This is a genomic window from Microbacterium sp. NPDC056044 (assembly GCF_042267145.1).
Lineage (GTDB): Bacteria > Actinomycetota > Actinomycetes > Actinomycetales > Microbacteriaceae > Microbacterium.
Genome location: NZ_JBHJWZ010000001.1, coordinates 768232 through 794454 on the forward strand (window position 1 = coordinate 768232; position 26223 = coordinate 794454).

Below are 26223 nucleotides of genomic sequence, written 5' to 3' on the forward strand. Positions count from 1 at the left end.
TGACGAGAGCCCCCGGTTCGCCGGGGGCTCTCTTCATGTCATGGATGCTGCAGAAAGGCGAGCACCGCCAGCACACGGCGATGCTCGGTGCCCGACTCCTCGAGTCCGAGCTTCGCGAAGATCGCGCTGATGTTCTTCTCCACCGCGCCGACGCCGATGAACAGCCGCTCGGCGATGCTCGCGTTGCTGCGTCCCTCGGCCATGAGCGTCAGCACATCCCGCTCGCGCGGCGTGAGCGTCGAGAGAGGATCGGGCCGCGCCGACAGCAGTCCCTGCACCACGAGCGGGTCGAGCACCGTGCCGCGCTCACGGACGCGGCGGACCGCATCCGTGAACTCGTCGAGCGACGTGACGCGGTCCTTCAGGAGGTAGCCGACGCCGCCCTCGCCGCCCGCGAGGAGCTCCTTCGCGTAGACGCCCTCGACGTACTGGCTGAGCACGAGGATGCCGACGGCCGGGAGCGCCGCCCGCACCGCGAGCGCCGCGCGAATGCCCTCGTCGCGGAAGCCCGGCGGCAGACGCACGTCGAGGATCGCGACATCGGCGCGGGCTTCGCGCACTCGGGCGACCACGTCCTCGGCGTCGCCCCACGCCCCTGCGGTCGTGTACCCGGCCTCGTCGAACAGCCGCACGAGTCCCTCACGCAGGAGGACCGAGTCCTCGAACAGGACGACGCGGAGCGGGGCGGAGTCGGGCGAGGCTGCCATCCCCTCAGGATAGGGATCGCTCACGGCAGGACCGTGAGCGGGATGTGCGCGCCGGCCGACGTCGGCCCGCCGACCGGACTCGTCACGACCAGCACCCCGCGGAGCCCGGCGACCCGCTCCCGCAGCCCCTCCAGACCGTGACCGGACGTGAAGACGGCGCCGCCCCGGCCGTTGTCGACGACCCAGACGTCGAGGTGCGTGGGAGCGCCCGCCGCGTTGCGCCGCAGCGATGCCCGCAGCGTGACCCCCGTGGCTCCGGAGTGCTTGACCGCGTTCGTGATCAGCTCGGCGACGACGAAGTAGATGGTACGGGCCACTTCCTGGCTCACGGCGCGGTCGATCGCCGGGTCGACGTCGACCTGCACCCACAGCGGGGATGCGGTCGCGACGGCGTCCAGCGCGGCCGCGAGGCCGCGATCCTGCAGGAGCGGCGGCGCGACCCCGCTCGACAGCGCCCGCAGCTCGTCCAGTGCGGCCTTCGCGTGACCTCGTGCCTCCCGCGCGAGGTCGGCTGCGGCATCCGTGTCTCCCGACTCCGCGCGGCGCTCCAGAGCCGCGAGATCCATCTGCAGCCGCACCAGGCGCTGCTGCGGACCGTCGTGGATGTCGCGCTCGAGGCGGCGGAGCGCCACGCCTTCGGCGTGCACCGCGGCGCCGCGCGCGGCGGCCTCGGCGCGGACCTCGGCGGCCAGTTCGTCCGAGTCCCACCGCCCGAGCATGCCCTTCGCGACCGCGTGGTGGCCTCGTGCGAGTCCGCCGAGCACCCACGGCATGGTGATCGTGAAGAGGATGCCGGCGACGAGGTAGAGCGCGACCTCCACGGCCCAGCTGGACCAGCCGCCGAACAGCCACGGCACGAAGTCGGCGACGTAGTGCCCCCACTCGCCGCCAGAGCCCTCGGTGTTCCAGCTGCGCGGCAGGAACAGCCCCCAGAACCAGTACGTGAGGCCGCCGAGGCCCACGCTCAGCCAGACGACGGTGAGGGTGAACGAGATCGTGCTGATGATCGGGTTCACGATCATGCCGTGCACGAGGTAGAGCCAGTAGTGGGCGCCCCGGATCGGGCGGGTCAGCGTCACCCAGAAGCCGGTGGCGTCGGGGGTGTCGCGATTCCACTCGGGTTCGGCGATCTCGGGCTGGCCGGTCAGGAGCAGCAGGAACCTGTCGGCGACACCGAATCCTCGCGCGATGAGCAGAGTCAGCACGATGAGCGGGAGGCCGACCACGAGGATCAGCAGCCCGACCCCGGTCCAGAACAGCGAGGCGAGCAGACCGACCGAGACCATGGCGAGCACGAAGACCGCGAGCAGGTACAGCGCGCTGCCGGGGGTGCGGACCCACGCCTGCCCGTAGGACGCCCAGAAGCCGGCGGCGGGGCGTGACGCGACCGGCTGGAGCGGAGCCGGTTCAGTGGTGGCGGCGGTCATCGATGTCTCCCTCGGAACTCATGTTCCCAGCTTCGCGGCGACGCGGCGGCCGCGGCATCCGATACCCACCCCAACGGCTACGGGGGCAGACCCCCGTACCGGCGCACGGCTCACGCCACGTGCGTGAGGCGCCCGCCGAGCAGTGTCGCGGCCACCGCCATGCCCCGCAGCGACGGCTCGTCGACGGCGAGAGGGTCGTGCGCGCAGACGGCGAGATCGGCGACGTCGCCCGGATCGATGCGCGCGGGCTCAGCCGAGCCCCCGCGCGTCGAGGCCGCCAGAGCCGTTGCGGCGTCGACGCGCTGCGACGGCTGCCACGGGTCTCGGCCGTCGCGCGTGCGGAAGGCGGCGGCCGCCATCGCCGCCCAGGGGTCGAGCGGCGCCACGGGCGCATCGGATCCGAAGAGCAGGTTGGCACCGCTGTCGGCGAGAGCCCGCAGCGGGTACGGCTGCGCAGTCTGACCCGCCCACACGGTGTCGGTCAGGTCCCGGTCGTCGAGGGCGTGCTCGGGCTGGACGCTCGCGCCCACACCGAGGCGGGCGAACCGCGGGATGTCGGCGTGCGCGACGAGCTGCGCGTGCTCGATCGTGCCCCACGCGCCGGTCGCGGCGAAGGCGTCGAGCGCGTGCGAGTTCGCGACGTCGCCGATGGCGTGGATCGCCGACGCGATGCCGGCCGCCGTGGCGCGGGTCATGAGATCGATGAGCGTCGCGAGGTCGACGGTGATCATGCCGTGGTTGTGCGGATCGTCCGGGTACGCGTGCGAGCAGGCGGCCGTGCGGGTGCCGAGCGAGCCGTCGGTGATCACCTTGAGAGGGCCGACGCGCACGAGATCGGATGCTGCGCCCCGCGCCGCGTCTCCTGTCTGCAGTCCGTCGGCGATCGCGCGGTCGAGGAACTGCGGGTAGATCCCGAACGAGACCCGCAGCGCGTCGAACCCCGCGGCGAGACGCCGGGTCCACGAGTCCTCGTTCCACGACATGTCGAGGTCGACGAGCCCCACCACGCCGCGGGACGCGGCATCCTGCGCCATGCGCGCCACGAGCGGGTCGGACACCGCTGCGTCGACGGCGTTGAGCCGACGCGAGATCTCGAACGCGGGCTCCTCGCGCAGGAGACCCGACCCGTCCGGCGCGAACCCCTCGCGGCGCAGCGCCGCCGAGTTCAGCCACACGCTGTGCACGTCGGCGTTGATGAGATAGGTCGGGACCTCGCCCGTCGCGGCGTCGAGCAGCGCGAGGTCGGGCGCGTCGGCCCAGAACGCGTCGCGGAAGCCGCTGCCCACGCGGCGCCCGTCGGGCAGCGGCGTCGCCGCGCCCATGAGCGCCGCCGCCTGGGAGGCGGAGGAGGCCGCGCCGAGCGCCACGCGCTGGGCGGACAGCGCCCATTGCACCGTGTGGACGTGATGGTCCCACAGCCCCGGGATCACCCATCCGCCGTCGGCGTCGAGCACGTTGCCGCTGCGCGGCAGCGCCCCCGCGGGCGCGATGTCGACCACGAGCCCCTCCGCGAGGTGCACGTCGACGGGATCCGCGCCGAACGGATCGGTGCGGCCGGAGCCGGTGAGCCGCGCGTTCGCGATGACGTCGAGGGCTTCGCCGCGAGCCGGCGTCACCGCGCGGCCTTGCGGGTCTCGAGGTCGCGGCGCATCTCCGTGGCCAGCCGCGGGTCGGCGTACGGGCTCGCACCGGCCTCGAGCTCCAGGATCACGGTCTCGACCGTCTCGTCGGGCTTGTTCTGACTCAGCTTGCGCTTGCCGACGACCTTCGTCGGCGTGAGCCGGAAGCCCGCCGTGCCACGCTCGAGACGGCGCACGTAGTCGGGGTCGTTCGGCGGCTCCCACATCAGGCGCGGCTGCGGCAGTCCACTCTCGAAGCGGGCGACCAGCCGTTCGAGCACCTCGAGGTTCTCCTCCGGCGTCAGCAGCTCCGGGACACCCGTCAGATGCGCCGACACGAAGTTCCACGTCGGCACGCTCTGCACGTCGCCGTACCAGCCGGGCGAGATGTACCCGTGGGGCCCTTGCACCACCACGAGCAGCTCGCGCTCGCCGAGGCCGTGGATCAGGTCGTCGGGCTTGCCGACGTGGCCCACGATCGTGAGGTCGTCGCGATCGGCGTCCAACAGCACGGCGTAGTGCGAGGCGACCAGCCCGGCCTCGGTAGACGAGACGATCGTGACCCACGGGTTGTGCTCGATGAGCCGCCGGATCTCGCCGACGTCCGACATCGCGAAGCTCGGGTTCTGACGCATGGGCCCAGCCTATGCGCGCGCCCGAGCGCCCGGCTGCGCGGTCAGGCCTGGCAGAAGGGGCACCAATAGAGCTTGCGGCCTGCGGCCTCCTCGACGACGATCGCCGTGCCGCAGACCCGGCACGGCAGGCCGGCGCGGTGGTAGACCCAGTGGCGGTCGTCGCGGCTCGCCATCGCGGCGCGGTAGGCCTCGGGGTCGAGGTCGTCCATCGTCATCATCTGACCGGTCTCGACGCCGATCGCGAGCAGGCGCACCCAGTCCCGCCAGAGGTCGCGCACGACCTCTTCGGGGACGTCGCGGCCTGGCGTGTGCGGGTTCTGGCGCGCCCGGAACAGCAGCTCGGCGCGGTACACGTTGCCGATGCCGCTGACGACGTTCTGGTCCATGAGCAGCAGGCCGATCGATGTCGGCTTGCGGCGCACGACCGAGGTGAAGCGCTCCTCTCCCTCCGCGACGTCGTCGACGAGGGGGTCGGGCCCGAGCTTGGCGATCGTCGCCGCGACCTCGTCGGGCGTCTGCAGCTCGCACGCCGTCGGACCGCGCAGGTCGGCGCACGTGACATCCGTGAGCAGACGCAGTCGCACCTGCCCGACGACCGGGGGCGGCCACTCGTCGCCCTCGGCGGCGAGCCCGGTGGTCTGCTCCGACATCCGCACGTGCACGCGGGTGCGCCGCGGGGCGCCGATCGAGGTCAGCGAGTTCTCCCCCGCGGCGTCGAGGATCGGGTCCTCGAGGTCGGTGCCGCGCTGGTTCGTCTGCCCCATGCGGCCGTTGGCCGAGGCGATGGTGGGGTCGACGAGGATCTCACCGGCGAAGTCCCACGCGCCGTACATGCCCAGGTGCACGCGCAGCCAGAGATCGTCGTCGAACTCGAGGAACATCTGCTTGCCGACGGCCCGCACCGACGTCGCGGTGCGTCCGCTCAGGATCTCGGCGCCCTCGACGAAGCGGCCCTGCGGGCTCGACGCCGCGACCGCGCGGCCGACGAAGTTGCGGTCGAACTGGCGGGCGATGCGATGGACGGAATGCCCCTCGGGCACGGCTCAGCCGGCTTCGGGGTCGAACGAGCTGTCGTCGGCGGCGAGGACGTCGGGCTGCCCGGTGACCGCGCGCGGGTCGGGCTCGAGGGCGCCGTCCTCCTCGTACGCGGCGAGCTGCGCGATACGGCGGGCGTGGCGCTCCTCGCCCGAGAACGGCGTCGCGATGAAGCGGTCGATGAAGGTCGCCGCCTCTTCGAAGGTGTGCTGACGGGCGCCGATCGCGATCACGTTCGCGTCGTTGTGCTCGCGCGCGAGCTCGGCCGTGGCGATGCTCCACGCGAGGGCGGCGCGGACGCCGACCACCTTGTTCGCGGCGATCTGCTCGCCGTTGCCGGAGCCGCCGAAGACGACCCCGAGCGTCTCGATGCCCGCGGCCTGGTCGCGCACGACGGCCTGCGCGGCGCGGATGCAGAACGCCGGGTAGTCGTCGAGCGGGTCGTACTCGACCGGGCCGTGGTCGACGACGTCGTGACCGGCGGCCGCGAGGTGATGCTGCAGCTGCGTCGAGAACTCGAGGCCGGCGTGATCGGTCGCGATGTGGATGCGCATGGGCTCAATCCTAGAGAGGGACGGAAGGCGGAGGACGATGGATGCCGCGGCCGCCACGAGCGGCGTGCTCGGGCGGCACGCGGGCTCAGGGCGCGATGCCCGCGGCTGCCGGCTTGAAGCCCGCGCGCACGTTCTCGCAGCACGCGGGGCGGCACACGTCGAACCACGGTCCGAGATCCGTCGCGTGCGGGCGCTCCCCGGCGGGCGTGCCGTTCAGGCGCTCCTCGACGAGGTCGATCAGGCCCGACACGAACACCGGGTCGACGCCGGGCGTGGGCGTGCGCACCGCGCGGATGCCGGCCTCGGCCGCAGCCTCCATCGCCTCGGTGTCGAGGTCCCACAGGACCTCCATGTGGTCGCTCATGAAGCCGACCGGCACGATCGCGACAGCCTGCACGCCGGCGGCAGGGAGCTCGGCGATGACGTCGTTGACGTCGGGCTCGAGCCAGGGCTGGCTGGGCGGGCCGGAGCGCGACTGGTAGACGAGGTCCCACGCGACGCGTTCCGCGCCGGGGACCTCGGCGGCGACGGCCGCCATGACGACCTCGGCGACGGCGAGGTGCTGCGCGGCGTACGCGCCGCCCTCCCCCAGGTCGCGGTGGAGCTCATCGCCCTCGCGCGGGCCGGAGCGCTCCGCATCCGCCGTCGGAATGCTGTGCGTCGAGAACAGCACCCGCACGGCCTCGGGGGCGATGCCGTCGGCGAGGAAGCCGGCCACCGCGTCGCGCACGCCGTCGACGAACGGCTGGACGAAGCCGGGGTGGTCGAAGAACTGCCGCACCTTGTCGATGGTGACGCGTCCGGCGAGGTCGGTCTCGGTGAGCACCCGCGCGAAGTCCTCGCGGTACTGGCGGCAGCTCGAGAACGAGGAGTAGGCGCTGGTCGCGAGGGCAAGGAGGTTCGTGTGACCGGCTGCCGCAGCATCCGTCACCGCCTCGCCGAGGTACGGCGCCCAGTTGCGGTTGCCCCAGTACACCGGCAGGTCGAGGCCCCGGCTCGCGAGCTCGGCCTCGAGCGCGGCCTTGAGCGCGCGGTTCTGCGCGTTGATCGGGCTCACGCCGCCGAAGTGCCGGTAGTGGTGCGCGACCTCTTCGAGGCGCTCATCGGGGATGCCGCGGCCGCGCGTGACATTGCGGAGGAACGGGATGACGTCGTCCTGGCCCTCGGGACCGCCGAAGCCCGCGAGCAGGAGGCCGTCGTATGCGACGGGCTCCTCGACGTACGGGGCGCCGGAGCCGGCGGTGGGAGAAGCGAACGGGACGACGTGCTGCTCGGGAGAGGTCACCCCTCCATCCTGACACCGTGAGCGGATGCTTTCAGCCACGGGATCGGGTGTTCGCAGGCCCGCTGGCATAGGCTGGGACGGTTGTCATCGGTGCCAGCAGCGCTGGTGGCGGCCGCCGGATCGAGCGCTCACGCAACGAGCCGATCGACCACCTCCGTCATCCTCACCCATGGGAGCCACAGCAGTGCCTGGAGAGAACCTCACCCGCATCGAGGCGCAGGAGCGCCGCGCGATCGTCGACACCCAGTCGTACGAGGTCGCGCTCGACCTGACGAAGGGCGCCGAGGTCTTCGGATCCCGCTCCGTCGTCCGTTTCACCGCGACGCCGGGTGCCGCGACGTTCATCGACCTGATCGCGCGCGAGGTGCGCGAGATCACCCTCAACGGCCGCACGATCGACCCCGCCACGGCGTTCGCCGACTCGCGGATCGCACTCGACGACCTCGCCGCCGACAACGAGCTCGTCATCGACGCGGACTGCCTCTATACCAACACGGGCGAAGGCCTGCACCGCTTCGTCGACCCGGTCGACGGCGAGGTGTACCTCTACTCGCAGTTCGAGGTGCCGGACTCCCGCCGCGTGTTCGCGGTGTTCGAGCAGCCCGACCTCAAGGCCACGTTCGCGTTCACCGTCACGGCTCCCGAGCCGTGGAAGGTCGTGTCGAACTCTCCCACCCCCGAGCCGAAGAAGCACGGCGACGGCACCGCGACCTGGCGCTTCGCGCCCACGCCGCGCATCTCGTCGTACATCACGGCGCTCATCGCCGGCCCGTACGAGGCGACGTTCTCGGAGCTGACCAGCGCGTCGGGCCGGGTCATCCCGCTCGGCGTCTACGGCCGCAAGAGCCTCTGGCAGTTCCTCGACGCCGACTACATCTTCGACAAGACGCGCCAGGGATTCGCGTACTTCGAGGAGAAGTTCGACTACGCCTACCCGTTCGCCAAGTACGACCAGCTGTTCGTGCCCGAGTTCAACGCGGGTGCGATGGAGAACGCAGGCGCCGTCACCTTCACCGAGACGTACGTCTTCCGCTCGAAGGTGACGGACGCCGTCAAGGAGCGTCGCGTCGTCACGATCCTCCACGAGCTCGCCCACATGTGGTTCGGCGACCTCGTCACCATGAAGTGGTGGAACGACCTGTGGCTCAACGAGTCGTTCGCCGAGTGGGCGTCGACGATCGCCACCGCCGAGGCCACCGAGTGGACCGAGGCGTGGACCACGTTCAACGCGATGGAGAAGACCTGGGCGTACCGCCAGGACCAGCTCCCCTCGACCCACCCGGTCGTGGCGCAGATCAACGACCTGGAGGACGTGCAGGTCAACTTCGACGGCATCACGTACGCCAAGGGCGGGTCGGTGCTCAAGCAGCTCGCCGCCTGGGTGGGCATCGAGGCGTTCTTCGCCGGCGTCGCCGCGTACTTCAAGAAGCACGAGTGGTCGAACACCGAGGTGGGCGACCTGCTCGCCGAGCTCGAGGCCACGAGCGGCCGTGAGCTGTCGACGTGGTCGAAGAAGTGGCTCGAGACCGCCGGCGTCAACACGCTGTCGCCCGAGATCGTCACGGACGTCGACGGCATCATCACGCGCTTCGCGATCGTGCAGACCGCCCCCGCCGACTACCCGACGATCCGCCCGCACCGCCTCGGCGTCGGCTTCTACGAGCTGCGGGGTGACGCGCTCGTGCGCGTGCACCACGTCGAGCTCGACGTCGACGGCGACCTCACCGAGGTGCCCGAGCTCAAGGGGCAGAAGCGCCCCGCGCTCGTGCTCCTGAACGACGAGGACCTCGCGTACGCGAAGATCCGCCTCGACGACCACTCGCTTCAGACCGCGATCGACCACCTCGGCAAGATCAGCGACCCGCTCGCGCGCTCGCTGGTGTGGGGTGCCGCGTGGGACCAGACGCGCGACGCCGAGGCATCCGCCTCCGACTACGTCGACCTCGTGCTGCGCAACATCGGCGCCGAGACCGAGTCGACCACGGTGCGCACGACCCTCGCCCAGCTGCTGCTCGCCGCGAACTCGTACGTCGCGCCCGAGAAGCGCGACGTCACCCGCGCGAAGGTCGCCGACGCGCTGTGGGAGCTCGCCGGCTCCGCTGAGGCGGGCAGCGACAGCCAGCTGCAGTTCGTCACGGCGTTCGCATCCGCCGCGGCGACTCCCGGCCAGTGGGACAAGGTCCGCCAGGTGCGCGACGGCGAGGTGACCTTCGCCGATCTGACGATCGACACCGACCTCTCGTGGCAGCTGCTGGTGTCGCTCGCCGCGGGCGGCGTCGTGACGTCGGCCGACATCGACGCCGCACTCGAGGCCGACAACACCGCCAAGGGCGGCGAGTTCGCCGCGCAGGCACAGGCGGCGCTGCCGTCGGCCGAGGCGAAGGCGGCCGCGTGGTCGTCGCTCGTCGACAGCGACGACCAGCCGAACACCATCGTGCGGTCGGCCGCCCTCGGCTTCACGCACCCGGCCGGCCGCGAGCTGCTCGGCGGCTTCGTCGCGCGCTACTTCGACGCGCTCCTGCCGATCTGGAACTCGCGCACGTACCAGATCGCGCAGTACCTGATCGTCGGCCTCTACCCCGCTCCGCTCGCCGACGTCGCGCTCCGCGACGCCACGCGCGCGTGGCTCGAGGCGAACGGCGACGCCGCTCCGGCCCTCCGCCGCCTGGTCGCCGAGAACCTCGCGGGCGTCGAGCGCGCGCTGTCGGTGCAGGACCGCGACGCGCAGTAGCCCGATCACGGATCGACCGGATGCCTCGGCCCCGCGTGGGACCGAGGCATCCGGCGTCTTCGGCACCCTGGTACCACCCGGTCGCCCATTGTTCATCCCGAAGGCTGACGCGCGCGGGCATAGCCGACCCATAGCGTGGTGGACATGATCGTTGCAGAACAGCTCACGAAGCGCTTCGGAGACAAGACCGCGGTGTCGAACGTGTCGTTCACCGTGCAGCCGGGGAAGGTCACCGGATTCCTCGGCCCGAACGGCGCCGGCAAATCGACCACGATGCGGATGATCGTCGGCCTCGACCGGCCCACGTCCGGCACGGTGACCGTCGCCGGCCAGAACTACGCGCACCTGCGCTCGCCGCTGACCGAGGTCGGCGTGCTGCTCGACGCGAAGGCCGTGCACACCGGCCGCTCGGCGCGCAACCACCTGCGCGCGATGGCCGCGACGCACGGCATCGGCCGCTCGCGCGTCGACGAGGTGATCGAGCTCACCGGCATCCAGTCGGTCGCCGGCAAGCGCGCGGGCAAGTTCTCGCTCGGCATGGGCCAGCGGCTCGGCATCGCCGCGGCACTGCTCGGCGACCCGCGCACCCTCATCCTCGACGAGCCCGTGAACGGCCTCGATCCCGAGGGCGTGCGCTGGGTACGCCAGTTCGTGCGGCACCTCGCGGCGGAGGGGCGGACCGTGCTCCTCTCCAGCCACCTCATGAGCGAGATGGCGCAGACCGCCGACCACGTGATCGTGCTCGGTCGCGGGCAGGTGCTCGCCGACGCCGAGTTGTCGGAGCTCGTCCAGGCTTGGACGGTCAACAACGTCGTCGTGCGCTCGCCCCGTCTGTCGGAGCTCGTCGCCGCCCTCGCCGGCCCCGACGTGACCGTCACCGCGTCGGCCCCCGGCGTCGCCGAGGTCTCGGGCGTCTCCGCCGCCTCGATCGGCGACCTCGCCGCCTCGCTCGGCATCCCCGTCCACGAGCTCACCTCCCGCACCGGGTCGCTGGAGGACGCGTATCTCGCCCTCACCGGCGACGCCGTCGAGTACACCTCCAAGGAGATCGCATGACCGCCATCGCCCCCGCGACGCGTGCCGAAGCAGGCGCGCGCGCCGCCTCGCCCTACCGTCTGAGCTTCGCCCACCTCCTGCACAGCGAGTGGATCAAGATCACGACGCTCCGCTCGACCTGGTGGTCGCTCGGCATCACCGCGCTGCTGTCGATCGGCATCTCGATGATGATCGCCTCCGCGTCCGCGGACTTCGGCGGCGGCTTCCCGGCCGTCAGCGCGATCCTCTCGCCGACGCAGTTCACGATGCTCGTCGCGGGCATCCTCGGCGCGATCGTCATCACCGGCGAGTACTCCACCGGCATGATCCGCTCCACCCTCACCGCCGAGCCCCGCCGCGGCGCCGTCGTGGTGTCGAAGGCGGTGGTCATCGGGGTGCTCATCGCACTGACCACCGTGGTGATCTACGCCCTCGCCATCGCGGCCACCGCGCCGTTCCTCGCCGAAGGCCTCGACTGGTCGGAGCCGGCACAATCCCTCGTCCCGCTCGCGCTCGGCGTGCTGTCGATGGTGGTGTTCACCCTCATCGGCCTCGGGTTCGGTTTCATCCTGCGCAACGGCGCCGGAGCGATCGCGGTGACGGTCGGCGTCCTGTTCGTGCTGCCAATCGTGTTCAGCCTCTTCTCGATGTTCGGTGAGAGCTGGAGCTGGATCGCGGACCTCGCGAAGTACCTCCCGATGAACGCCGCCTCCCAGGTCACCAGCCCGGGCGCGGAGGACCTCGGCGTTCCGCTCCTCACGCTGGCCGCCTGGGGCGTCCTGCCGCTGGTCGGCGGCTGGGCGGTGCTGCGCGGCCGCGACGCGTAGAGTCGACCGAATGCGGCGATCCGCCAGCCAGGCCGTCGTCGGTGCCCCCTCGGGCGCCGACGACGGCCTGCTGCTGCCGAGACCCCCTGGCGTCTTCCGCCGCTTCTGGGCGCGGCATCCGCGATTCGCGGACGTGATCGTCGCCGTCGTCGCGTTCCTGCTGTCGGCACCCACCGCGGCCATCCGCTCGAACTATCCGGTGCCGCCGACGCCGGCGCAGACGATCTTCGCGATCGTCGTGGTCGTCCTGGCGTGTCTCGCCCTGCTGTTCCGGCGGTCTCGGCCCGTTCTCGTCTTCACCGTCACCGCACTGCCCCTCGTGATCCTGCCGCCGAGCCTCATGCCGGCGACCCACGTCGTGCCCGCCCTGGCCATCTACGCGGTCGCGGTGTACGCGTCGGTGCGCGCCTGCTGGATCGCCTTCGCCGCGGCCACGGGCGCGATGGTGCTCTACACCGCTGTCGCAGGCCTCGCGGAGCCCGCGACCTGGGGCTATCTCGTCACCTCGCTGATCTCGGGCGCGATCGCGCTGCTCATCGGCGCACTGATCGGTATCAACGTCGGCAACCGCCGCCGCTATCTGGAAGCGCTCATCGACCGCTCCCGCCAGCTGCTCGTCGAGCGCGACCAGCAGGCGCGCCTGGGCGCCGCGGCCGAGCGCACCCGCATCGCGCGCGAGATGCACGACATCGTCTCGCACAACCTCACCGTCATCGTCGCCCTCGCGGAGGGGGCGACCGCGACCGCCGACCCTGCGCGCGCCCGCGCCGTCACCGAGCAGATCGCCGGCACCGCACGCGGCGCGCTCACCGAGATGCGCGCGATGCTCGGTGTGCTGCGCGATCCCGACCTCTCTCCCGATGCGCCGCTCTCGCCCGTCGATGCGGCGTCGGTCGCCGATGCCGTCGAGTCCGCGCAGCGAGCAGGCTTCCCGGCCGTGCTGCACGTGGAGGGCCGCCTCGACGACGTCCCGGCCGAGGTGCGGTTCGCGGTGGCGCGCATCGTGCAGGAATCGCTCACCAATGCGATGCGTCACGCCCCGCTCGCCACCACGATCGACGTGCGGCTCGCCGTCCGGGCGGACGCGGTCGCGCTCGACATCGTAAACGACGGGGTGCGCGCGGGGACGGATGCTGCGGACCCGGCGGCCGGAGCCGGGTTCGGCCTCCCAGGGCTCAGGGAGCGGGTCGCCCACGTGGGAGGAACGCTGACGGCCGGCGCCGTGGACGGCAGGCGCTGGGCGGTGCGTGCCTCGCTGCCGCTGCCGGCACGCGCGCCGGAAGGCGCCGAGGAGGAAGAGCCCGCATCATGACGACACCCATCCGCGTACTGCTCGTCGACGACCAGGAGCTGATCCGGCTCGGCTTCCGCCTCGTGCTCGAAGCCGAGGACGACGTCGACGTGGTCGGCGAGGCCGCCGACGGCGACGAGGCGATCCGCGCCGTCGCGGCGCACGCCCCGGACGTGGTCCTGATGGACATCAGGATGCCGCGCACCGACGGCATCGCCGCCACCCGGTCGATCGTCGCCGCGCACCCCGCGACGCGCGTCCTCGTCCTCACGACCTTCGACCTCGACGAGTACGCGCTGGGCGCCCTCGACGCGGGCGCGAGCGGCTTCCTCCTCAAGGACGCGCAGCGGTCGGAGCTCACGGCGGCGATCCGCGCGGTGCATCGCGGCGACGCGGTGCTCGCGCCGTCGGTGACCCGACGACTCGTCGACCGGCTCCGCGCCGCTCCGCCGGCCGCCGAGGAACCGGCGGCCTCGGCGACGGACCCGACGGCGGAGCTCACCGACCGGGAGCGCGACGTGTTCGTCGCGATCGCCCACGGGATGAACAACGCCGAGATCGCCCACCACCTGTTCCTGAGCGAATCCACGGTCAAGACCCATGTGGGCCGGGTGCTCGCGAAGATCGGGGCGCGCGACCGTGTGCACGCCGTGATCCTGGCGCACCGGCACCGCCTCGTCGACACGTCGGCCCCGCCGGCGGGCGAGGGTCACGGGCGGTCCACAACCTGACGCGCATCCAGGCTCGGCACATGCCGAGATCGTTAGGATCGTGACGATGATTCCCCTCCAGACCACCTCAACCGGCGAAGGCGTCGACATCACCGACGCAGAGTTCTGGCAGGGGGTGGGCGCGTTCTTCGTCCAGGCCGGCTGGAACCTGCTCGCCGTCGCGGGCATCATCGTCGGCGCGGTGCTGGTGGTCTGGATCCTCCGCTTCGTCATCCACCGCGTCGTCGGCCGCATCGTCAACGGCGCGAAGAACAAGGCGAACGTCGACGACACCCAGGCGCTCGAGCGTTCGCCGCTCGCGTCGGTGAGGCTCGTCCAGCGCACCCGGACCCTCGGCTCGATCCTCAGCAACATCGTCAATGTCACCGTCGTGATCATCGCGATGCTGCTGATCATCAACGTGCTGGCGCCCACGGCGCTCGGCTCCCTCACCCTCCTCACCGCGGCGATCGGCGCCGGCCTCGGCTTCGGCGCGCAGAACATCGTGAAAGACGTGCTCAACGGCATCTTCATCGTCGCCGAGGACCAGGTGGGGATCGGCGACGTCGTCGACCTGGGCCTCGCCACCGGCATCGTCGAGTACGTGAGCGTGCGGGTGACCCACGTGCGCGACGTCAACGGCACGCTCTGGTACGTGCGCAACGGCGAGATCCTGCGCATCGGCAACCTGTCGCAGGGCTGGTCGCGCGTCATCCTGGATCTCTCGGTGGCCACCGACTCCGACATCGGAGAGGTCGAGAAGGCGATGCTCGACACCGCCAAGGAGCTCGCCAAGGACCCGAAGTGGCGCACTCGCATCCTCGAGCAGCCCGAGGTGTGGGGCCTCGAGTCGATCTCGGGCGACGCACTCGTCATCCGCCTCGTCATGAAGACCCGCGCCAACGCGAAGGACGACGTCGCGCGCGAGCTGCGCATGCGCCTCAAGCACACCATCGACGAGATGGGCATCACGCTGCCGGCCCTCACCGCCGTCATGCCGAGCGGCCTCGAGGGCGCCCAGCGCGTGCGCGGCGCCAACCCGCCCAAGACCAAGCCCACCCAGCTTCCCGCGACGACCGAGCGCGCCGTGTGGAAGCCCAAGCGCACACCCAAGAAGCCGTCGACACCGCCCGCGGGCGACGGGTCCGGCACGACTCCCGGAGGAACGCCATGACGGATGCTGCGACCCCGACGCCGCTGAGCTTCTACGACGAGGTCGGTGGCCACGACACCTTCGTCCGGCTGGTCGACGCCTTCTACCGCGGCGTGGCCGAGGACGAGGTGCTCCGGCCGATGTATCCCGAAGAGGATCTCGGCCCGGCGCAGGAGCGGCTCACGCTCTTCCTCGAGCAGTACTGGGGCGGCCCGACGACGTACAGCCAGGAGCGCGGGCACCCACGGCTGCGCATGCGGCACGCGGCGTTCCACGTCGATCCCGACGCGCGCGACCGCTGGCTGGCACACATGCGGGTCGCTGTGGACGAACTCCAGCTCCCGCCGCTCCACGAGGCCACCCTCTGGGATTACCTGCAGCGCGCCGCATATGCGATGGTGAATACCTTCGAGCCCTCGGGCATCGGACCCGCCGCAGGACCCCGGGCTGCAGCATCCATCCCCGTCACAGCAGTACCACCGGCGGACGCCGACGCCGCTCGCTGACGCGTCTTCCGCACACCTCGCCGACAAAGGAGTCGACATGCCCGCACACCACACCGACATCCTGGTCATCGGATGGGGCCTCGCCGGTCTCGTCGCCACCGCCGAGGCGGTAGCGGCGGGCAAGCGCGTGACCATCGTCGACCAGGAGCCGCGCACGAACCTGGGCGGGCAGGCGTGGTGGTCGTTCGGCGGGCTGTTCTTCGTGGACTCGCCCGAGCAGCGCCGGCTGGGCATCCGCGACTCGCTGGAGCTCGCGCGCCAGGACTGGTTCGGCAACGCCGGCTTCGACCGCGACGAGGACCTGTGGCCGCGGCGGTGGGCCGAGGCGTACCTGCAGTTCGCGCACGAGGAGAAGCGCGCGTGGCTGCGAGAGAAGGGCGTCGGCTTCTTCCCGATCGTCGGCTGGGCGGAGCGCGGCGGCTACACCGCGACCGGTCCCGGCAATTCGGTGCCGCGCTTCCACATCACGTGGGGCACCGGCCCGGGGATCGTCGCGCCCTTCCAGGCGGCGGTCGAGGCCGGCGAGGCCGACGGCCGCGTGACGATCCTGCCGCGTCACCGGGTCACGGCGCTCACTGTCGAGGACGGCGTCGTCACGGGCGCGTCGGGTGACGTGCTCGCGCCGTCCGGCGCCGCCCGCGGTGCCGCGAGCTCGCGCGAGGTCGTCGACGACTTCGCGGTCACGGCGGCCGCGACGATCGTCTCGTCCGGCGGCATCGGCGGCAACCACGACCTCGTGCGCCAGTGGTGGCCGGAGCGACTCGGCACTCCCCCGGCGACCATGGTGACGGGAGTGCCCGCCTACGTGGACGGCTCGATGCAGCCGGTCTCGGCGGCGGCCGGCGCACGCCTGATCAACGGCGACCGCATGTGGCACTACGTCGAGGGGATCCAGAACTGGGACCCGGTGTGGCCAGATCACGGCATCCGCATCCTCCCCGGGCCGTCGTCGGTGTGGCTCGATGCGACCGGCGCCCGCCTGCCCGTTCCCCTCTTCCCCGGCTTCGACACGCTCGGCACGCTCGCGCATCTGCGCGCCACCGGCCACGACCACTCGTGGTTCGTGCTGTCGCAGAAGATCATCGAGAAGGAGTTCACGCTCTCGGGCAGCGAGCAGAACCCCGACCTCACCGGCAAGGACGTCAAGCTCCTCGCGAAGTCGCGACTGGGCAAGGGCGCCTCCGGCCCCGTGCAGGCGTTCATGGACCGCGGCGCCGACTTCGTTGTACGCGACAACCTCGACGACCTCATCGCCGGCATGCAGGCGCTTCCGGGCGGCGACGTCCTCGACGCCGAGCGCGTGCGGCTCGAGGTCGAGGCCCGCGACCGCGAGATCGACAACGACTTCACGAAGGACGCGCAGATCGCCATGCTGCGCTCGGCACGCGCCTTCCGCGGCGACCGGCTCATCCGCACCGCGAACCCGCATCGCATCCTCGACCCGAAGTCCGGTCCGCTCATCGCCGTGAAGCTCCACGTGCTGACGCGCAAGTCGCTCGGCGGCATCGAGACCGACCTGTCGGGTCGCGCGCTCGGCGACGCCGGCGAGCCCGTGCTCGGGCTGTACGCGGCGGGCGAGGCGAGCGGCTTCGGCGGCGGCGGCATCCACGGCTACCGTGCGCTCGAGGGCACGTTCGTCGGCGGATGCCTCTTCTCGGGGCGGGTGGCGGGGCGCGCCGCGGCTGCCGCCGTCTGACAGCACGGTCGCGACCACGGCGACGGCGCGCGGGTGGGCGTCAGTTCGGCGACGCGCCCGTCCGCCGCACGGGAGTGAGTCCGGTGGCCACCGGGCCCCGCACCAGCACGTGACCGCGGGTCAGGCTCACGCGCGTCCACGGTCCACTCGCGAACACCCGGGCGGTCTCGCCGCCGCTGATGAAGCCGAGGCTCAGCGCTGCGAACGCGACGCCGAGCGGGAGGCCGCCCAGCTCCTCGTCCGGTGCGCCCCACACCGCAGCGCGGACGGTCCGCACGACGTCCTCGCCGGAGTCGGTCGGCACCGTGTCGGCCACACGGGCGATCCCGCCCTGCGCCTTGGCGGCGAGCGTCGAGGCCTCGATCCCCTCTCGTGCCTCCCAGCCGCTGCGCGGCGGCGTGATGCCCGCCCACGCGGGCGAGAGGGCCGTGTCGGGAAGCGTGAGCGCGCGCGGATCGTCGGTCGCAGCGGAGAGGGCGGATGCCTCGACCACGAGGTCGCAGACGAGCTCAGGGTCCGCGCCGAGGGAGCGCAGCGCCAGCACGGTCGGCGTCGGATCTCCGAAGCCCCGCGGCGCCAGGGGCGCGGCGGTCATCGCCAGGACCCCACCCGATGCCTGCAGCCGCACGCCTTCGACGGTGAAGCGCGCTGCCCGGCCCGCGAAGGTCAGGGCATCGGCGGCGGACTCGGGATCGGCGAGCAGCAGGCGCGGTGACATCGCCCTCTAAGCTACCAAGCGGACCGACGGGCGGCCGCCGGACCGGAAGAGGAGCGCCCGTGGAAGCCGAGCCGAACGCCAGTGATGCGCCCGAGAACGACCCGGTCGCGTCGATGCTGTCGGTCATCGATCTGAGCGCGTCCGACGCGCGAACCACGGAGGACATCTTCACCGGCGAGTCCCAGTCGATGCCGCTCGGCCGCGTGTACGGCGGCCAGGTGCTCGCGCAGTCCCTCGTGGCGGCGTCGCGCACGATCCCGGCGGAGCGGATCGTGCACTCGATGCACGGCTACTTCCTGCGCCCCGGCGACTCGACGAAGGGCATCACCTTCTCCGTCGACCGCATCCATGACGGCCGCTCGTTCTCGACGCGTCGCACGCAGGCCTTCCAGGAGGGCGTGCCGATCTTCTCGATGATCGCGTCCTTCCAGGACGAGGACCCCGGCCTCGACCACCAGGAGCCGATCCCGGAGGGCCTGCCGGCACCCGAGGATGTTCCGGACATCGAGTCGCACCTGCAGGGCCTGCATCCGGTGACGAAGCGGTTCTTCACCGATCGTCCGGTGGAGCTCCGCCACATCCCGGGGCCTATCTACGTCGCGGCCGATCCCGAGCGCGCGCCGCGACAGGCGGTCTGGATGCGTGTGCGACGCCCGATCCCCGACGACCCGTCGATCCACCGCGCCGCGCTCGCGTACCTCAGCGACCTCACGATCCAGGAGTCGATCCTGCGGGCGCACGGCGTCTCGTGGGCGACACCGGGCCTCAAGGTGGCGAGCCTCGACCACGCGATGTGGTGGCACCGCTTCGGACGCGTCGACGAGTGGATGCTGTACGTCCAGGAGTCCCCGAGTGCCCGGGGCGGCCGCGGGCTGGCGTCGGGGCGGATCTACGCCGCCGACGGCACGCTGATGGCGAGCGTCACGCAGGAGATCATGGTGCGGGTGCCCGGCGCGCAGGGCGACGCCGGCTGACTCAGCGGCGGTGGGCGTAGCGGATGGGCTCGCCGATGTACGGCGTCCACGCCGCGCGCTCTTCGGCCGTGAGGCGCAGCGGACGCCCAGTCGCAGCATCCACCTTCACGATCACCGTGGTCGCGCGTGCATACAGCGTCTGCCCGTCCGCGCCGGTCTCGATCGGGCTGTGCACCTCGTAGCAGACCTCGATGCTCGACCCGCCCAGCTTGCCGAACCACATCTGCACGTCGAGCGGATGCCGCTGGTACGGCACCGGTGCGAGGTACTCGATCTCCTGCCGCGCGATGAGCGTCAGCATGCCGCTGAAGATGCTCGAGTCGAGCACGGCGGTGGTCGGCGCGTCTTCGCCGGGCTCGGGCAGCCAGAACGCCCGCACGCGCGCCTCTTCGAGAAGCTTCAGCATCGACGTGTTGTTGACGTGGTTGAACGCGTCGAGGTCGCCCCAGCGCAGGTGGATGGGGATGTGCAGCCGGCGGTCGCCTCCGGTGGCGGCGACCGCCGGCTCGCGCGTCTCAGTCACGCGTGAGCTTGCGGTACGCGGTGCGGTGCGGGCGGGCCGCCTCCGCGCCGAGTCGCTCGACCTTGTTGGCCTCGTACGCCTCGAAGTTGCCCTCGAACCAGTACCACTGGTCGGGGTTCTCGTCGGTGCCTTCGTAGGCGAGGATGTGGGTCGCGATGCGGTCCAGGAACCAGCGGTCGTGTGTGATGACCACCGCGCAGCCGGGGAACTCGAGAAGCGCGTTCTCGAGCGACTGGAGGGTCTCGACGTCGAGGTCGTTTGTCGGCTCGTCGAGCAGGAGCAGGTTGCCGCCCTCCTTGAGCGTCAGCGCGAGGTTCAGGCGGTTGCGCTCACCACCGGAGAGCACGCCGGCCTTCTTCTGCTGGTCCGGGCCCTTGAAGCCGAACTTCGACACGTAGGCGCGCGACGGGATCTCGGTCTTGCCGACCGTGATGATGTCGAGGCCGTCCGAGACGACCTCCCACAGCGTCTTGTTCGGGTCGATGTTCGACCGCGACTGATCCACGTAGCTGATCTTGACGGTCTCACCGATCTTGAGCGCGCCGCCGTCGAGCGGCTCGAGGCCGACGATGGTCTTGAAGAGCGTCGTCTTTCCGACGCCGTTCGGGCCGATCACGCCGACGATGCCGTTGGGCGGCAGCGTGAAGCTCAGCCCGTCGATGAGCGAGCGGCCGTCGAAGCCCTTCTGCAGCTTCTTCGCGTCGATCACGACGCTGCCCAGGCGCGGCCCGGGCGGGATCGTGATCTCCTCGAAGTCGAGCTTGCGGGTGCGGTCGGCCTCGGCCGCCATCTCCTCGTAGCGCGCCAGACGCGCCTTCGACTTGGCCTGGCGCCCCTTCTGGTTCGAGCGGACCCAGTCGAGCTCCTCGGCGAGGCGCTTGGCGAGCTTGGCGTCCTTCTTGCCCTGGATGGCGAGACGCTCGGCCTTCTTCTCGAGGTACGTCGAGTAGTTGCCCTCGTAGCCGATGAGGCGCCCGCGGTCGACCTCGGCGATCCACTCGGCCACGTTGTCGAGGAAGTACCGGTCGTGCGTGATCGCGATCACCGCGCCGGGGTACTTCTGCAGGTGCTGCTCGAGCCAGAGCACGCTCTCGGCGTCGAGGTGGTTCGTGGGCTCGTCGAGGAGCAGCAGGTCGGGCTTCTGCAGCAGGAGCTTGGTGAGCGCGACGCGGCGCTTCTCACCACCCGAGAGCGGGCCGATCTGGGCGTCGCCCGGCGGGGTGCGCAGGGCGTCCATCGCCTGCTCGAGCTGGGAGTCGAGGTCCCATGCGTCGGCGGCGTCGATCTCCTCCTGCAGAACGCCCATCTCTGCGAGCAGCGCGTCGAAGTCGGCGTCGGGATCGGCCATGAGGCCCGAGATCTCGTTGAACCGGTCGACCTTCGCCTTGATCGCGATGCCGTCCTGGATGTTCTCGAGGACGGTCTTGGACTCGTCGAGCTCCGGCTCCTGCATGAGGATGCCGACCGTGAAGCCGGGGCTGAGCTTCGCCTCGCCGTTCGACGGGGTGTCGAGCCCGGCCATGATCTTGAGGATGGTCGACTTTCCGGCACCGTTCGGGCCGACCATGCCGATCTTCGCTCCGGGGAGGAACGCCATCGTGACGTCGTCGAGGATCAGCTTCTCGCCGACGGCCTTACGGGCGCGGACCATCGAGTAGATGTACTCAGCCATGCGGGTTTCTGCTCTCCTTGGACTTCAGACGTCAGCGTCCCAGCCTACCGGGCGGCGCCGGGGGCGGCGTGAGCCTGGTCGGTCGCCGGCTTGCTGCGGTGCGTCTGAGGGGCCTCTGCTCACCAGTCGATGGGCCGGGTCTGGCCGACCAGGCAGTTCCCCTCGGCGAGGACGGGCATCACGACGGCGACGGGCTCCCCTGTCGCCGGGCCGACCTGGCCGATGAGGCACTGATCGCCCCACCGCACCGAGAACTGGATGCTCTCGGCGGGGTTGCCCACCGTCGAGGTGTCGTCGGTGACCTGCATCGCGGCCTTGTCGAACCCGGCGGCCGTGAGCGCGTCGACATACGCGCGTCCCGTCACCCGCGCATCGGTCGCCCACACCGCCGCGGTGACCGCCGAGAACAGCGGCAGATTGTCCTCGGCGGTGCCGTCGGGCACGAGCGCCGGTGCCGCCGGCGTGGTCGGCGTGGGACTCGCGCTGGGTGCGCCGTCGGTGGCGGTGGTGGTCGGCGTCGGGGTCGACTCCGGTTCGCCCGGCGTGCAGGCGGTGAGCGCGCCGATCAGCGCGAAGGCGGCGATCACCACCGTGGCGCGACGCGAACGGACGGGGAAGCGAGCGCGGGGCGGGAGGTCTCGGGCCACGGGAGGAGTTTAGGGCCGCCGGCCCCGCGCACGCTGAACGCGTCAGAAGGGCGCCCCCTCGTCTTCGCCGCTCGGGCCCGAGCCCGCGCCGACCGCGACGAGCACGGGCTTCACGGGCGGCTCGCCCTCATCGGCCTCGTGTGCGCCGTCGACGCCGGGGGCCGCCCAGCCGTCGCCTGCGGGCGCCGTCGCCCAGTCCTGCGACGTGTCGACCGTCGCCGCCCTGGAGTCCTTCACGAACGTCGTCGTGCCCCACAGCAGGTCATGCCCGATCGCCTCGGCGTCGATCTCGATAGCCGTGCCGCGCCGCGTGCCGTTGTCCCATTCGCGCAGGCGCAGCCGACCGGTGAGGAGCACACGATCCCCCTTCTGCAGGGATCGGTAGGCGTGGTCGGCCAGCGAACGGAACGCCGAGACGGTGTACCAGTTCGTTCCGGCGTCGGTCCACGCTCCGGCTTCGCGGTCGTAGCGGCGTCGGCCGCTCGCGACGCGGAAGGTGACGATCGGCACGCCGGCCGACGTCTGCTTCAGCTCCGGAGGGGTCGCCACATTGCCCGTGATGGTGATGGTGTCGCCTGTGTCGCTCATCGCTCGTCCTCTCTCTGATCCCGAGGACTCTCCTCGGTCCTGCCGGCGCCCCGTGCCCGAGGACGCCGGCAGTGGACTCAGCCTGACCCTCTGACTGCCCTCGGAGCGCTGCGGGGGAGCGATCTGTGGACAGCCGCCGCGCACGCTCACCTGGGGAGGAAACGCCGGGACAGCGCGACATCCGTCATGTCGGAACCCGTAGCTATGTTCGAATTCGAAGGAGGCAACATGTCAGCTCTCGTCCACGCCCGCACCTCCAGCACCCCGCTGCCCATTTCGCGCACCCGCATGCGTCTCGTCCCGGCCGCGCCATCACTGTGGCGGGTCCTGGAGCCCGGCGGCCGCGTGATCGGCCATCTGCAAGAGGTCGCCCAGGCGGGCGGCACCCGTTTCCGTGCGCGGCGCTACAGCGCCGCGGCTCACGCCTTCCGCGATCTGGGCGACTTCTGGAGTGCCGACGACGCCGTCGAGTGCCTGATGTTCGCGCGCTGAGATCGCGAGCGAACCGGCGAGGCGCGGGCTCGGCGTTCAGATGACCGCGCCGACGTGCTCCAGGATCGTCGACGGCGCTCCGGCCTGCACGGACGCCCAGGCGTCCGCGAGCACGTCGGCCGCCCGCACCATCTCCTCAGGCGGCGCGGTGAACGGCACGCGCAGATGCCGCTCATGGCCTCCGTCCACGGAGAAACGCGGCCCGGCGCTCAGCAGCACGCCGCGTGTTCTCGCCTCGGTCACGAGCGCCGAGCTGAGCGGCGCCCCCAGCTCGATCCAGAGGGAGACGCCGCCGCGCACGTCGGGCAGCTCCCACGAGGGCAGCCGCTCCCGCAGCGCGCGCACGAGCGCGTCGCGGCCCGACCGCAGCAGCTCGGAGCGCTGCGCGACGATCTCGTCGAACTGCGCCAGGAGCCGGGTCGCGATGGCCTGCTCGAACTCGGGCGTGCCGAGGTCGTGCGCGGGCCGCGCCGCCACCAGCCTGCGGATGAGATCGCCGTCGGCGCGCACCCACCCGAGCCGCAGCCCGCCCCACACCGTCTTGCCGAGCGAGCCGATGCGCACCACGGTGCCGGGCTCGGACGCCGTGAAGCCGGCGGCCGACGGCCCGCGGTCGATGTCGAGATCCGCCGTCGTCTCGTCGAGCACCAGCACCGACCCCGACCGCTCCCCCGCGACCAGCATCGCCTGACGCTGCTCGGCGTCCATGCTCCGGCCCGTGGGGTTCTGAAAGTCCGGCATCAGATACGCCATCACCGGCAGGGTGCGGGCGAACGCCTGCTCGGCCCGATCCACATCCCAGCCGTCGTCGGTGGTCACCGGCACGCCCACGAGCCGCGCGCCCGCCCGACGGAGCGCGTCCGCCGCGTGCGGATAGGTGGGCGTCTCTACGAGCACGCGGTCCCCGCGCCCGATCAGGACCGTCGACACGAGGTGGATCGCGCTCTGCGCACCGGTCGTGACGAGGACCTCGTCCGGGCGCGTCGGCACGCCCCGCGCGGTATAGCGATCCGCGATCGCCTCGCGCAGCTCGATCCGGCCGAGCACGTCGTACCCGACCCGCGACACCAGCGCGGACGCGCCGGCCGCCGTCTCCGCCATGATCCCCGCCAGCCCGGGCCATGCAGGCGGACTGGCCTGCTGCAGGTCGATCATCCCCTCACCGGCGTCGGCGCGCCCCGGATCCCGCCGCCCGAGCGGCAGGGTGACGCTTCCCGAACCCCGCAGGCTCGCGATGTGCGCGGTCTCACGGAGGCTGCGATACGCCGCGGCGACCGTACTGCGGCTCACGTGCAGCGCGGCGGCGAGCTCGCGCTCTGCCGGCAGCGCCGTGCGTGGCGCGAGACGGTTGTCCAGACAGAGCAGCCGGATGCCGTCGGCCAGCGCCTCATACGCGGGCTCGCGCGTGCGCCAGCCGCCGAGAGCGGCGGCGAGGGCGCGCGCAGAGATGCGGGAGTCCATGAGGCCAGAGTACTCATATTGGACTGCATATAGCGTGCCAATTCTGCGATTGGATGGACCCATGCCGCGCCGAATCGTCCAGCTCCTCGTCGGTCTCTTCCTCTACGGAGCCGGCTGCGCGCTCACCGTCGAGGCGGGCCTCGGCGTCGATCCGTGGACGGTCTTCGCCCAGGGCCTGTCCGTGCGCACGGGCATCGGCATCGGCTGGATCACCAACATCGTGGGCTTCTTCGTCCTGCTCCTGTGGATCCCGCTCCGCCAGAAGCCGGGCATCGGCACGATCGCCAACATCCTCCTGGTCGGCACGAGCATGCAGCTCGTGCTCGGCGTCCTGCCGCCCGTGACCGGGTTCGCCGCCCAACTCGCCACCCTTCTCGGCGGCATCGTCCTCGTGGCGGTCGCATCGGGGCTCTACATCGGCGCCCACTTCGGCCCCGGCCCGCGCGACGGGCTCATGACGGGCATGAACGCGCGTCTCGGCTGGCCCATCTGGCTCTGCCGCGCGCTCGTCGAAGTCACGGTGCTGCTCGTGGGCTGGCTGCTCGGCGGCACGGTCGGCATCGGCACGGTGCTCTTCGCAGTCCTCATCGGCCCGCTCGTGCACCTCGCGCTGCCGCTCCTCGACACGCGCAGAACCCCGGCGCCTGTCGCCGCCGAGCGATCGGCGTGACACACGCGCACACGTGACCCGCCCGGGATCGGGCGCGCCGCTGGGAGGTCAGTGCTCGCGGAACATGGGCCAGTCGCTGCCCGGCGCCATGTGCGCGTGGAGTGCGCTCTTCGCGATCTCCATCGACGGGTACGTGCCCGTCGCTTCGCTCGCCCCGGCCATGGTGACCGTGTAGCCGTCGTCGTCCTTGCGGATGCTTCCGGCGACGCCGGACGCTCCGTAGGCGACCCAGAGAGGGTGGTGCGTCTCCGTGGTGCTCATCGGTGAACTCCTTTCGATGCCTCCGCTGCTGACGCTACGCCGCGAGCCCGTCATCCGCCACCGTCCGCGACGGCGTGGCGCGACCCGGTAGTGTGGAAGGACCTTTCCCTCCGTAGCTCAGGGGACAGAGCGAGCGGTTTCTACCCGCAAGGTCGGGGGTTCGAATCCTCCCGGGGGGGCGAACGGGTCTGGCATGGGAGTCGGCACCCGAGTCCAGGCCCGTGGGATGTCTGGACCCTTGACAAGGATGGAGCACATGGTGGGTGCATCCGAGAACGACCGTCTGGTGTGGATCGACTGCGAGATGACGGGTCTCGACCTCGGCGTCGACGAGCTGGTCGAGATCGCCGTGGTCGTCACCGACTTCGAGTTGCGCACGCTCGACCCGGGTTTCTCCGTGGTGATCAAGCCGGACGATTCGGCGATGGCGAACATGAACGAGTTCGTCACGAACATGCACCGATCCTCCGGGCTCCTCGATGAGATCCCGCAGGGCGTGAGCCTGGCGGATGCCGAGTTCCAGGTGCTCGAGTACATCCAGCGGTTCGTGCCGCTCGAGGGCAAGGCGCCCCTCGCGGGCAACACCATCGGCACGGACCGCATGTTCCTCGCGAAGTACATGCCGCGCGTCGACCGCTGGCTGCACTACCGGAACGTCGACGTGTCGAGCATCAAGGAGCTCTCCCGTCGCTGGTACCCCCGCGCGTACATCCACGCGCCCGCGAAAGACGGCGGGCACCGCGCCCTCGCCGACATCCTCGAGTCGATTCGCGAACTCGCCTACTACCGCCAGGCGGTCTTCGTCCCGGAGCCCGGACCGACGAGCGACGGCGCGCGTGCAGCGGCTGCTGCCGTCGTGTCGTCGTTTGCCCCGGAGGTGTGAGAGAATCGTCTGGTTGCCCGCGCGAGCGGGAGACATGGTGGGTATAGCTCAGTTGGTAGAGCACCTGGTTGTGGTCCAGGGGGCCGCGGGTTCAAGTCCCGTTACTCACCCCAAGTCCATCGA

Annotated in this window: 26 protein-coding genes and 2 tRNA genes; 14 read left to right on the forward strand and 14 right to left on the reverse strand. The window is 71.3% G+C overall.

The genetic code is table 11. The features are described 5' to 3' along the window. Positions 1-38: 38 nt before the first annotated feature. From ACFC1I_RS03630 to ACFC1I_RS03660, 7 genes are all read right to left on the reverse strand, one after another. Positions 39-707, reverse strand: a complete 669-nt coding sequence (locus ACFC1I_RS03630) for a response regulator transcription factor (protein WP_376006491.1) — start codon at positions 705-707, stop codon at positions 39-41. A 20-nt stretch (positions 708-727) separates the two neighbouring features. Beyond that, positions 728-2134: a sensor histidine kinase gene (locus ACFC1I_RS03635; protein ID WP_376006492.1), complete on the reverse strand. Its 1407-nt coding sequence runs from the start codon at positions 2132-2134 to the stop codon at positions 728-730. Positions 2135-2244: 110 nt separating this feature from the next. Beyond that, on the reverse strand, positions 2245-3750 hold the full coding sequence (locus tag ACFC1I_RS03640) for an amidohydrolase family protein (RefSeq protein WP_376006493.1): 1506 nt from the start codon (positions 3748-3750) through the stop codon (positions 2245-2247). After that, complete coding sequence (locus ACFC1I_RS03645; RefSeq protein WP_376006494.1) at positions 3747-4388, reverse strand: FMN-binding negative transcriptional regulator; 642 nt, start codon at positions 4386-4388, stop codon at positions 3747-3749. Before ACFC1I_RS03645 ends, ACFC1I_RS03640 begins: the two co-directional genes overlap by 4 nt. A 41-nt stretch (positions 4389-4429) precedes the next feature. Beyond that, positions 4430-5428 (reverse strand): Fpg/Nei family DNA glycosylase, encoded by a 999-nt coding sequence (locus ACFC1I_RS03650; protein WP_376006495.1) that lies wholly within the window; start codon positions 5426-5428, stop codon positions 4430-4432. Between the two features lie 3 nt (positions 5429-5431). After that, positions 5432-5977, reverse strand: coding sequence for a ribose-5-phosphate isomerase (locus tag ACFC1I_RS03655; protein WP_376006496.1), 546 nt, complete (start codon positions 5975-5977; stop codon positions 5432-5434). An 85-nt stretch (positions 5978-6062) separates the two neighbouring features. After that, complete coding sequence (locus tag ACFC1I_RS03660) at positions 6063-7262, reverse strand: ferrochelatase (RefSeq protein ID WP_376006497.1); 1200 nt, start codon at positions 7260-7262, stop codon at positions 6063-6065. Positions 7263-7446: 184 nt separating this feature from the next. Here ACFC1I_RS03660 and pepN point away from each other — a divergent pair, with 184 nt between their 5' ends. The 8 genes from pepN (at position 7447) to ACFC1I_RS03700 (ending at position 17211) form a co-directional block, all read left to right on the forward strand. Next, positions 7447-9993, forward strand: coding sequence for an aminopeptidase N (pepN, locus tag ACFC1I_RS03665; RefSeq protein ID WP_376006768.1), 2547 nt, complete (start codon positions 7447-7449; stop codon positions 9991-9993). 144 nt (positions 9994-10137) lie between these two features. After that, positions 10138-11049: an ABC transporter ATP-binding protein gene (locus tag ACFC1I_RS03670; RefSeq protein ID WP_376006498.1), complete on the forward strand. Its 912-nt coding sequence runs from the start codon at positions 10138-10140 to the stop codon at positions 11047-11049. Next, positions 11046-11855 (forward strand): ABC transporter permease subunit, encoded by an 810-nt coding sequence (locus ACFC1I_RS03675; RefSeq protein WP_376006499.1) that lies wholly within the window; start codon positions 11046-11048, stop codon positions 11853-11855. The genes ACFC1I_RS03670 and ACFC1I_RS03675 overlap by 4 nt, the downstream gene beginning before the upstream one ends. Before the next feature lie 10 nt (positions 11856-11865). Continuing rightward, on the forward strand, positions 11866-13167 hold the full coding sequence (locus ACFC1I_RS03680) for a sensor histidine kinase (RefSeq protein ID WP_376006500.1): 1302 nt from the start codon (positions 11866-11868) through the stop codon (positions 13165-13167). Then, positions 13164-13877: a response regulator gene (locus tag ACFC1I_RS03685; RefSeq protein ID WP_376006501.1), complete on the forward strand. Its 714-nt coding sequence runs from the start codon at positions 13164-13166 to the stop codon at positions 13875-13877. The genes ACFC1I_RS03680 and ACFC1I_RS03685 overlap by 4 nt, the downstream gene beginning before the upstream one ends. 46 nt (positions 13878-13923) lie before the next feature. Then, positions 13924-15030, forward strand: coding sequence for a mechanosensitive ion channel family protein (locus tag ACFC1I_RS03690; protein WP_376006502.1), 1107 nt, complete (start codon positions 13924-13926; stop codon positions 15028-15030). Then, entirely contained in the window at positions 15027-15515 is a 489-nt protein-coding gene (locus ACFC1I_RS03695) for a globin (protein ID WP_376006503.1), read from the forward strand. Before ACFC1I_RS03690 ends, ACFC1I_RS03695 begins: the two co-directional genes overlap by 4 nt. Positions 15516-15552: 37 nt before the next feature. Continuing rightward, a complete protein-coding gene (locus ACFC1I_RS03700; RefSeq protein ID WP_376006504.1) occupies positions 15553-17211 on the forward strand; it encodes an FAD-binding dehydrogenase in 1659 nt (552 codons plus the stop codon). A gap of 40 nt (positions 17212-17251) precedes the next feature. Here ACFC1I_RS03700 and ACFC1I_RS03705 read toward each other — a convergent pair whose 3' ends face one another. Then, the gene (locus ACFC1I_RS03705) at positions 17252-17929 is read right to left on the reverse strand and encodes a hypothetical protein (protein ID WP_376006505.1); all 678 of its coding nucleotides are present in this window, start codon (positions 17927-17929) and stop codon (positions 17252-17254) included. A gap of 113 nt (positions 17930-18042) precedes the next feature. Here ACFC1I_RS03705 and ACFC1I_RS03710 point away from each other — a divergent pair, with 113 nt between their 5' ends. After that, positions 18043-18903, forward strand: a complete 861-nt coding sequence (locus tag ACFC1I_RS03710; RefSeq protein ID WP_376006769.1) for an acyl-CoA thioesterase — start codon at positions 18043-18045, stop codon at positions 18901-18903. A gap of 1 nt (position 18904) precedes the next feature. Here ACFC1I_RS03710 and ACFC1I_RS03715 read toward each other — a convergent pair whose 3' ends face one another. From ACFC1I_RS03715 to ACFC1I_RS03730, 4 genes are all read right to left on the reverse strand, one after another. After that, positions 18905-19426, reverse strand: a complete 522-nt coding sequence (locus ACFC1I_RS03715) for an acyl-CoA thioesterase (protein WP_376006506.1) — start codon at positions 19424-19426, stop codon at positions 18905-18907. Further along, the gene (gene ettA, locus ACFC1I_RS03720; RefSeq protein WP_376006507.1) at positions 19419-21098 is read right to left on the reverse strand and encodes an energy-dependent translational throttle protein EttA; all 1680 of its coding nucleotides are present in this window, start codon (positions 21096-21098) and stop codon (positions 19419-19421) included. The genes ACFC1I_RS03715 and ettA overlap by 8 nt, the downstream gene beginning before the upstream one ends. 119 nt (positions 21099-21217) lie before the next feature. Further along, the gene (locus ACFC1I_RS03725) at positions 21218-21745 is read right to left on the reverse strand and encodes a DUF6993 domain-containing protein (RefSeq protein ID WP_376006508.1); all 528 of its coding nucleotides are present in this window, start codon (positions 21743-21745) and stop codon (positions 21218-21220) included. A gap of 42 nt (positions 21746-21787) precedes the next feature. After that, positions 21788-22333: a single-stranded DNA-binding protein gene (locus ACFC1I_RS03730; RefSeq protein ID WP_376006509.1), complete on the reverse strand. Its 546-nt coding sequence runs from the start codon at positions 22331-22333 to the stop codon at positions 21788-21790. Positions 22334-22561: 228 nt separating this feature from the next. Between ACFC1I_RS03730 and ACFC1I_RS03735 the strand changes: the two genes are divergently transcribed. Then, on the forward strand, positions 22562-22825 hold the full coding sequence (locus tag ACFC1I_RS03735; protein WP_376006510.1) for a hypothetical protein: 264 nt from the start codon (positions 22562-22564) through the stop codon (positions 22823-22825). A gap of 36 nt (positions 22826-22861) precedes the next feature. Here the strand turns inward: ACFC1I_RS03735 and ACFC1I_RS03740 are convergent, their stop codons facing one another. Continuing rightward, positions 22862-24286: a PLP-dependent aminotransferase family protein gene (locus tag ACFC1I_RS03740; RefSeq protein WP_376006511.1), complete on the reverse strand. Its 1425-nt coding sequence runs from the start codon at positions 24284-24286 to the stop codon at positions 22862-22864. A 61-nt stretch (positions 24287-24347) separates the two neighbouring features. Here ACFC1I_RS03740 and ACFC1I_RS03745 point away from each other — a divergent pair, with 61 nt between their 5' ends. After that, on the forward strand, positions 24348-24956 hold the full coding sequence (locus ACFC1I_RS03745) for a YitT family protein (RefSeq protein WP_376006512.1): 609 nt from the start codon (positions 24348-24350) through the stop codon (positions 24954-24956). A gap of 48 nt (positions 24957-25004) precedes the next feature. Here ACFC1I_RS03745 and ACFC1I_RS03750 read toward each other — a convergent pair whose 3' ends face one another. Further along, positions 25005-25217: a methyltransferase gene (locus ACFC1I_RS03750; protein ID WP_376006513.1), complete on the reverse strand. Its 213-nt coding sequence runs from the start codon at positions 25215-25217 to the stop codon at positions 25005-25007. Between the two features lie 106 nt (positions 25218-25323). Between ACFC1I_RS03750 and ACFC1I_RS03755 the strand changes: the two genes are divergently transcribed. From ACFC1I_RS03755 to ACFC1I_RS03765, 3 genes are all read left to right on the forward strand, one after another. Then, positions 25324-25396 (forward strand) — tRNA-Arg (locus ACFC1I_RS03755). Positions 25397-25473: 77 nt separating this feature from the next. Continuing rightward, entirely contained in the window at positions 25474-26100 is a 627-nt protein-coding gene (gene orn, locus ACFC1I_RS03760) for an oligoribonuclease (RefSeq protein ID WP_376006514.1), read from the forward strand. 37 nt (positions 26101-26137) lie between these two features. Further along, positions 26138-26213: transfer RNA gene (locus ACFC1I_RS03765), tRNA-His, on the forward strand. The last annotated feature ends 10 nt before the right edge of the window (positions 26214-26223 follow it).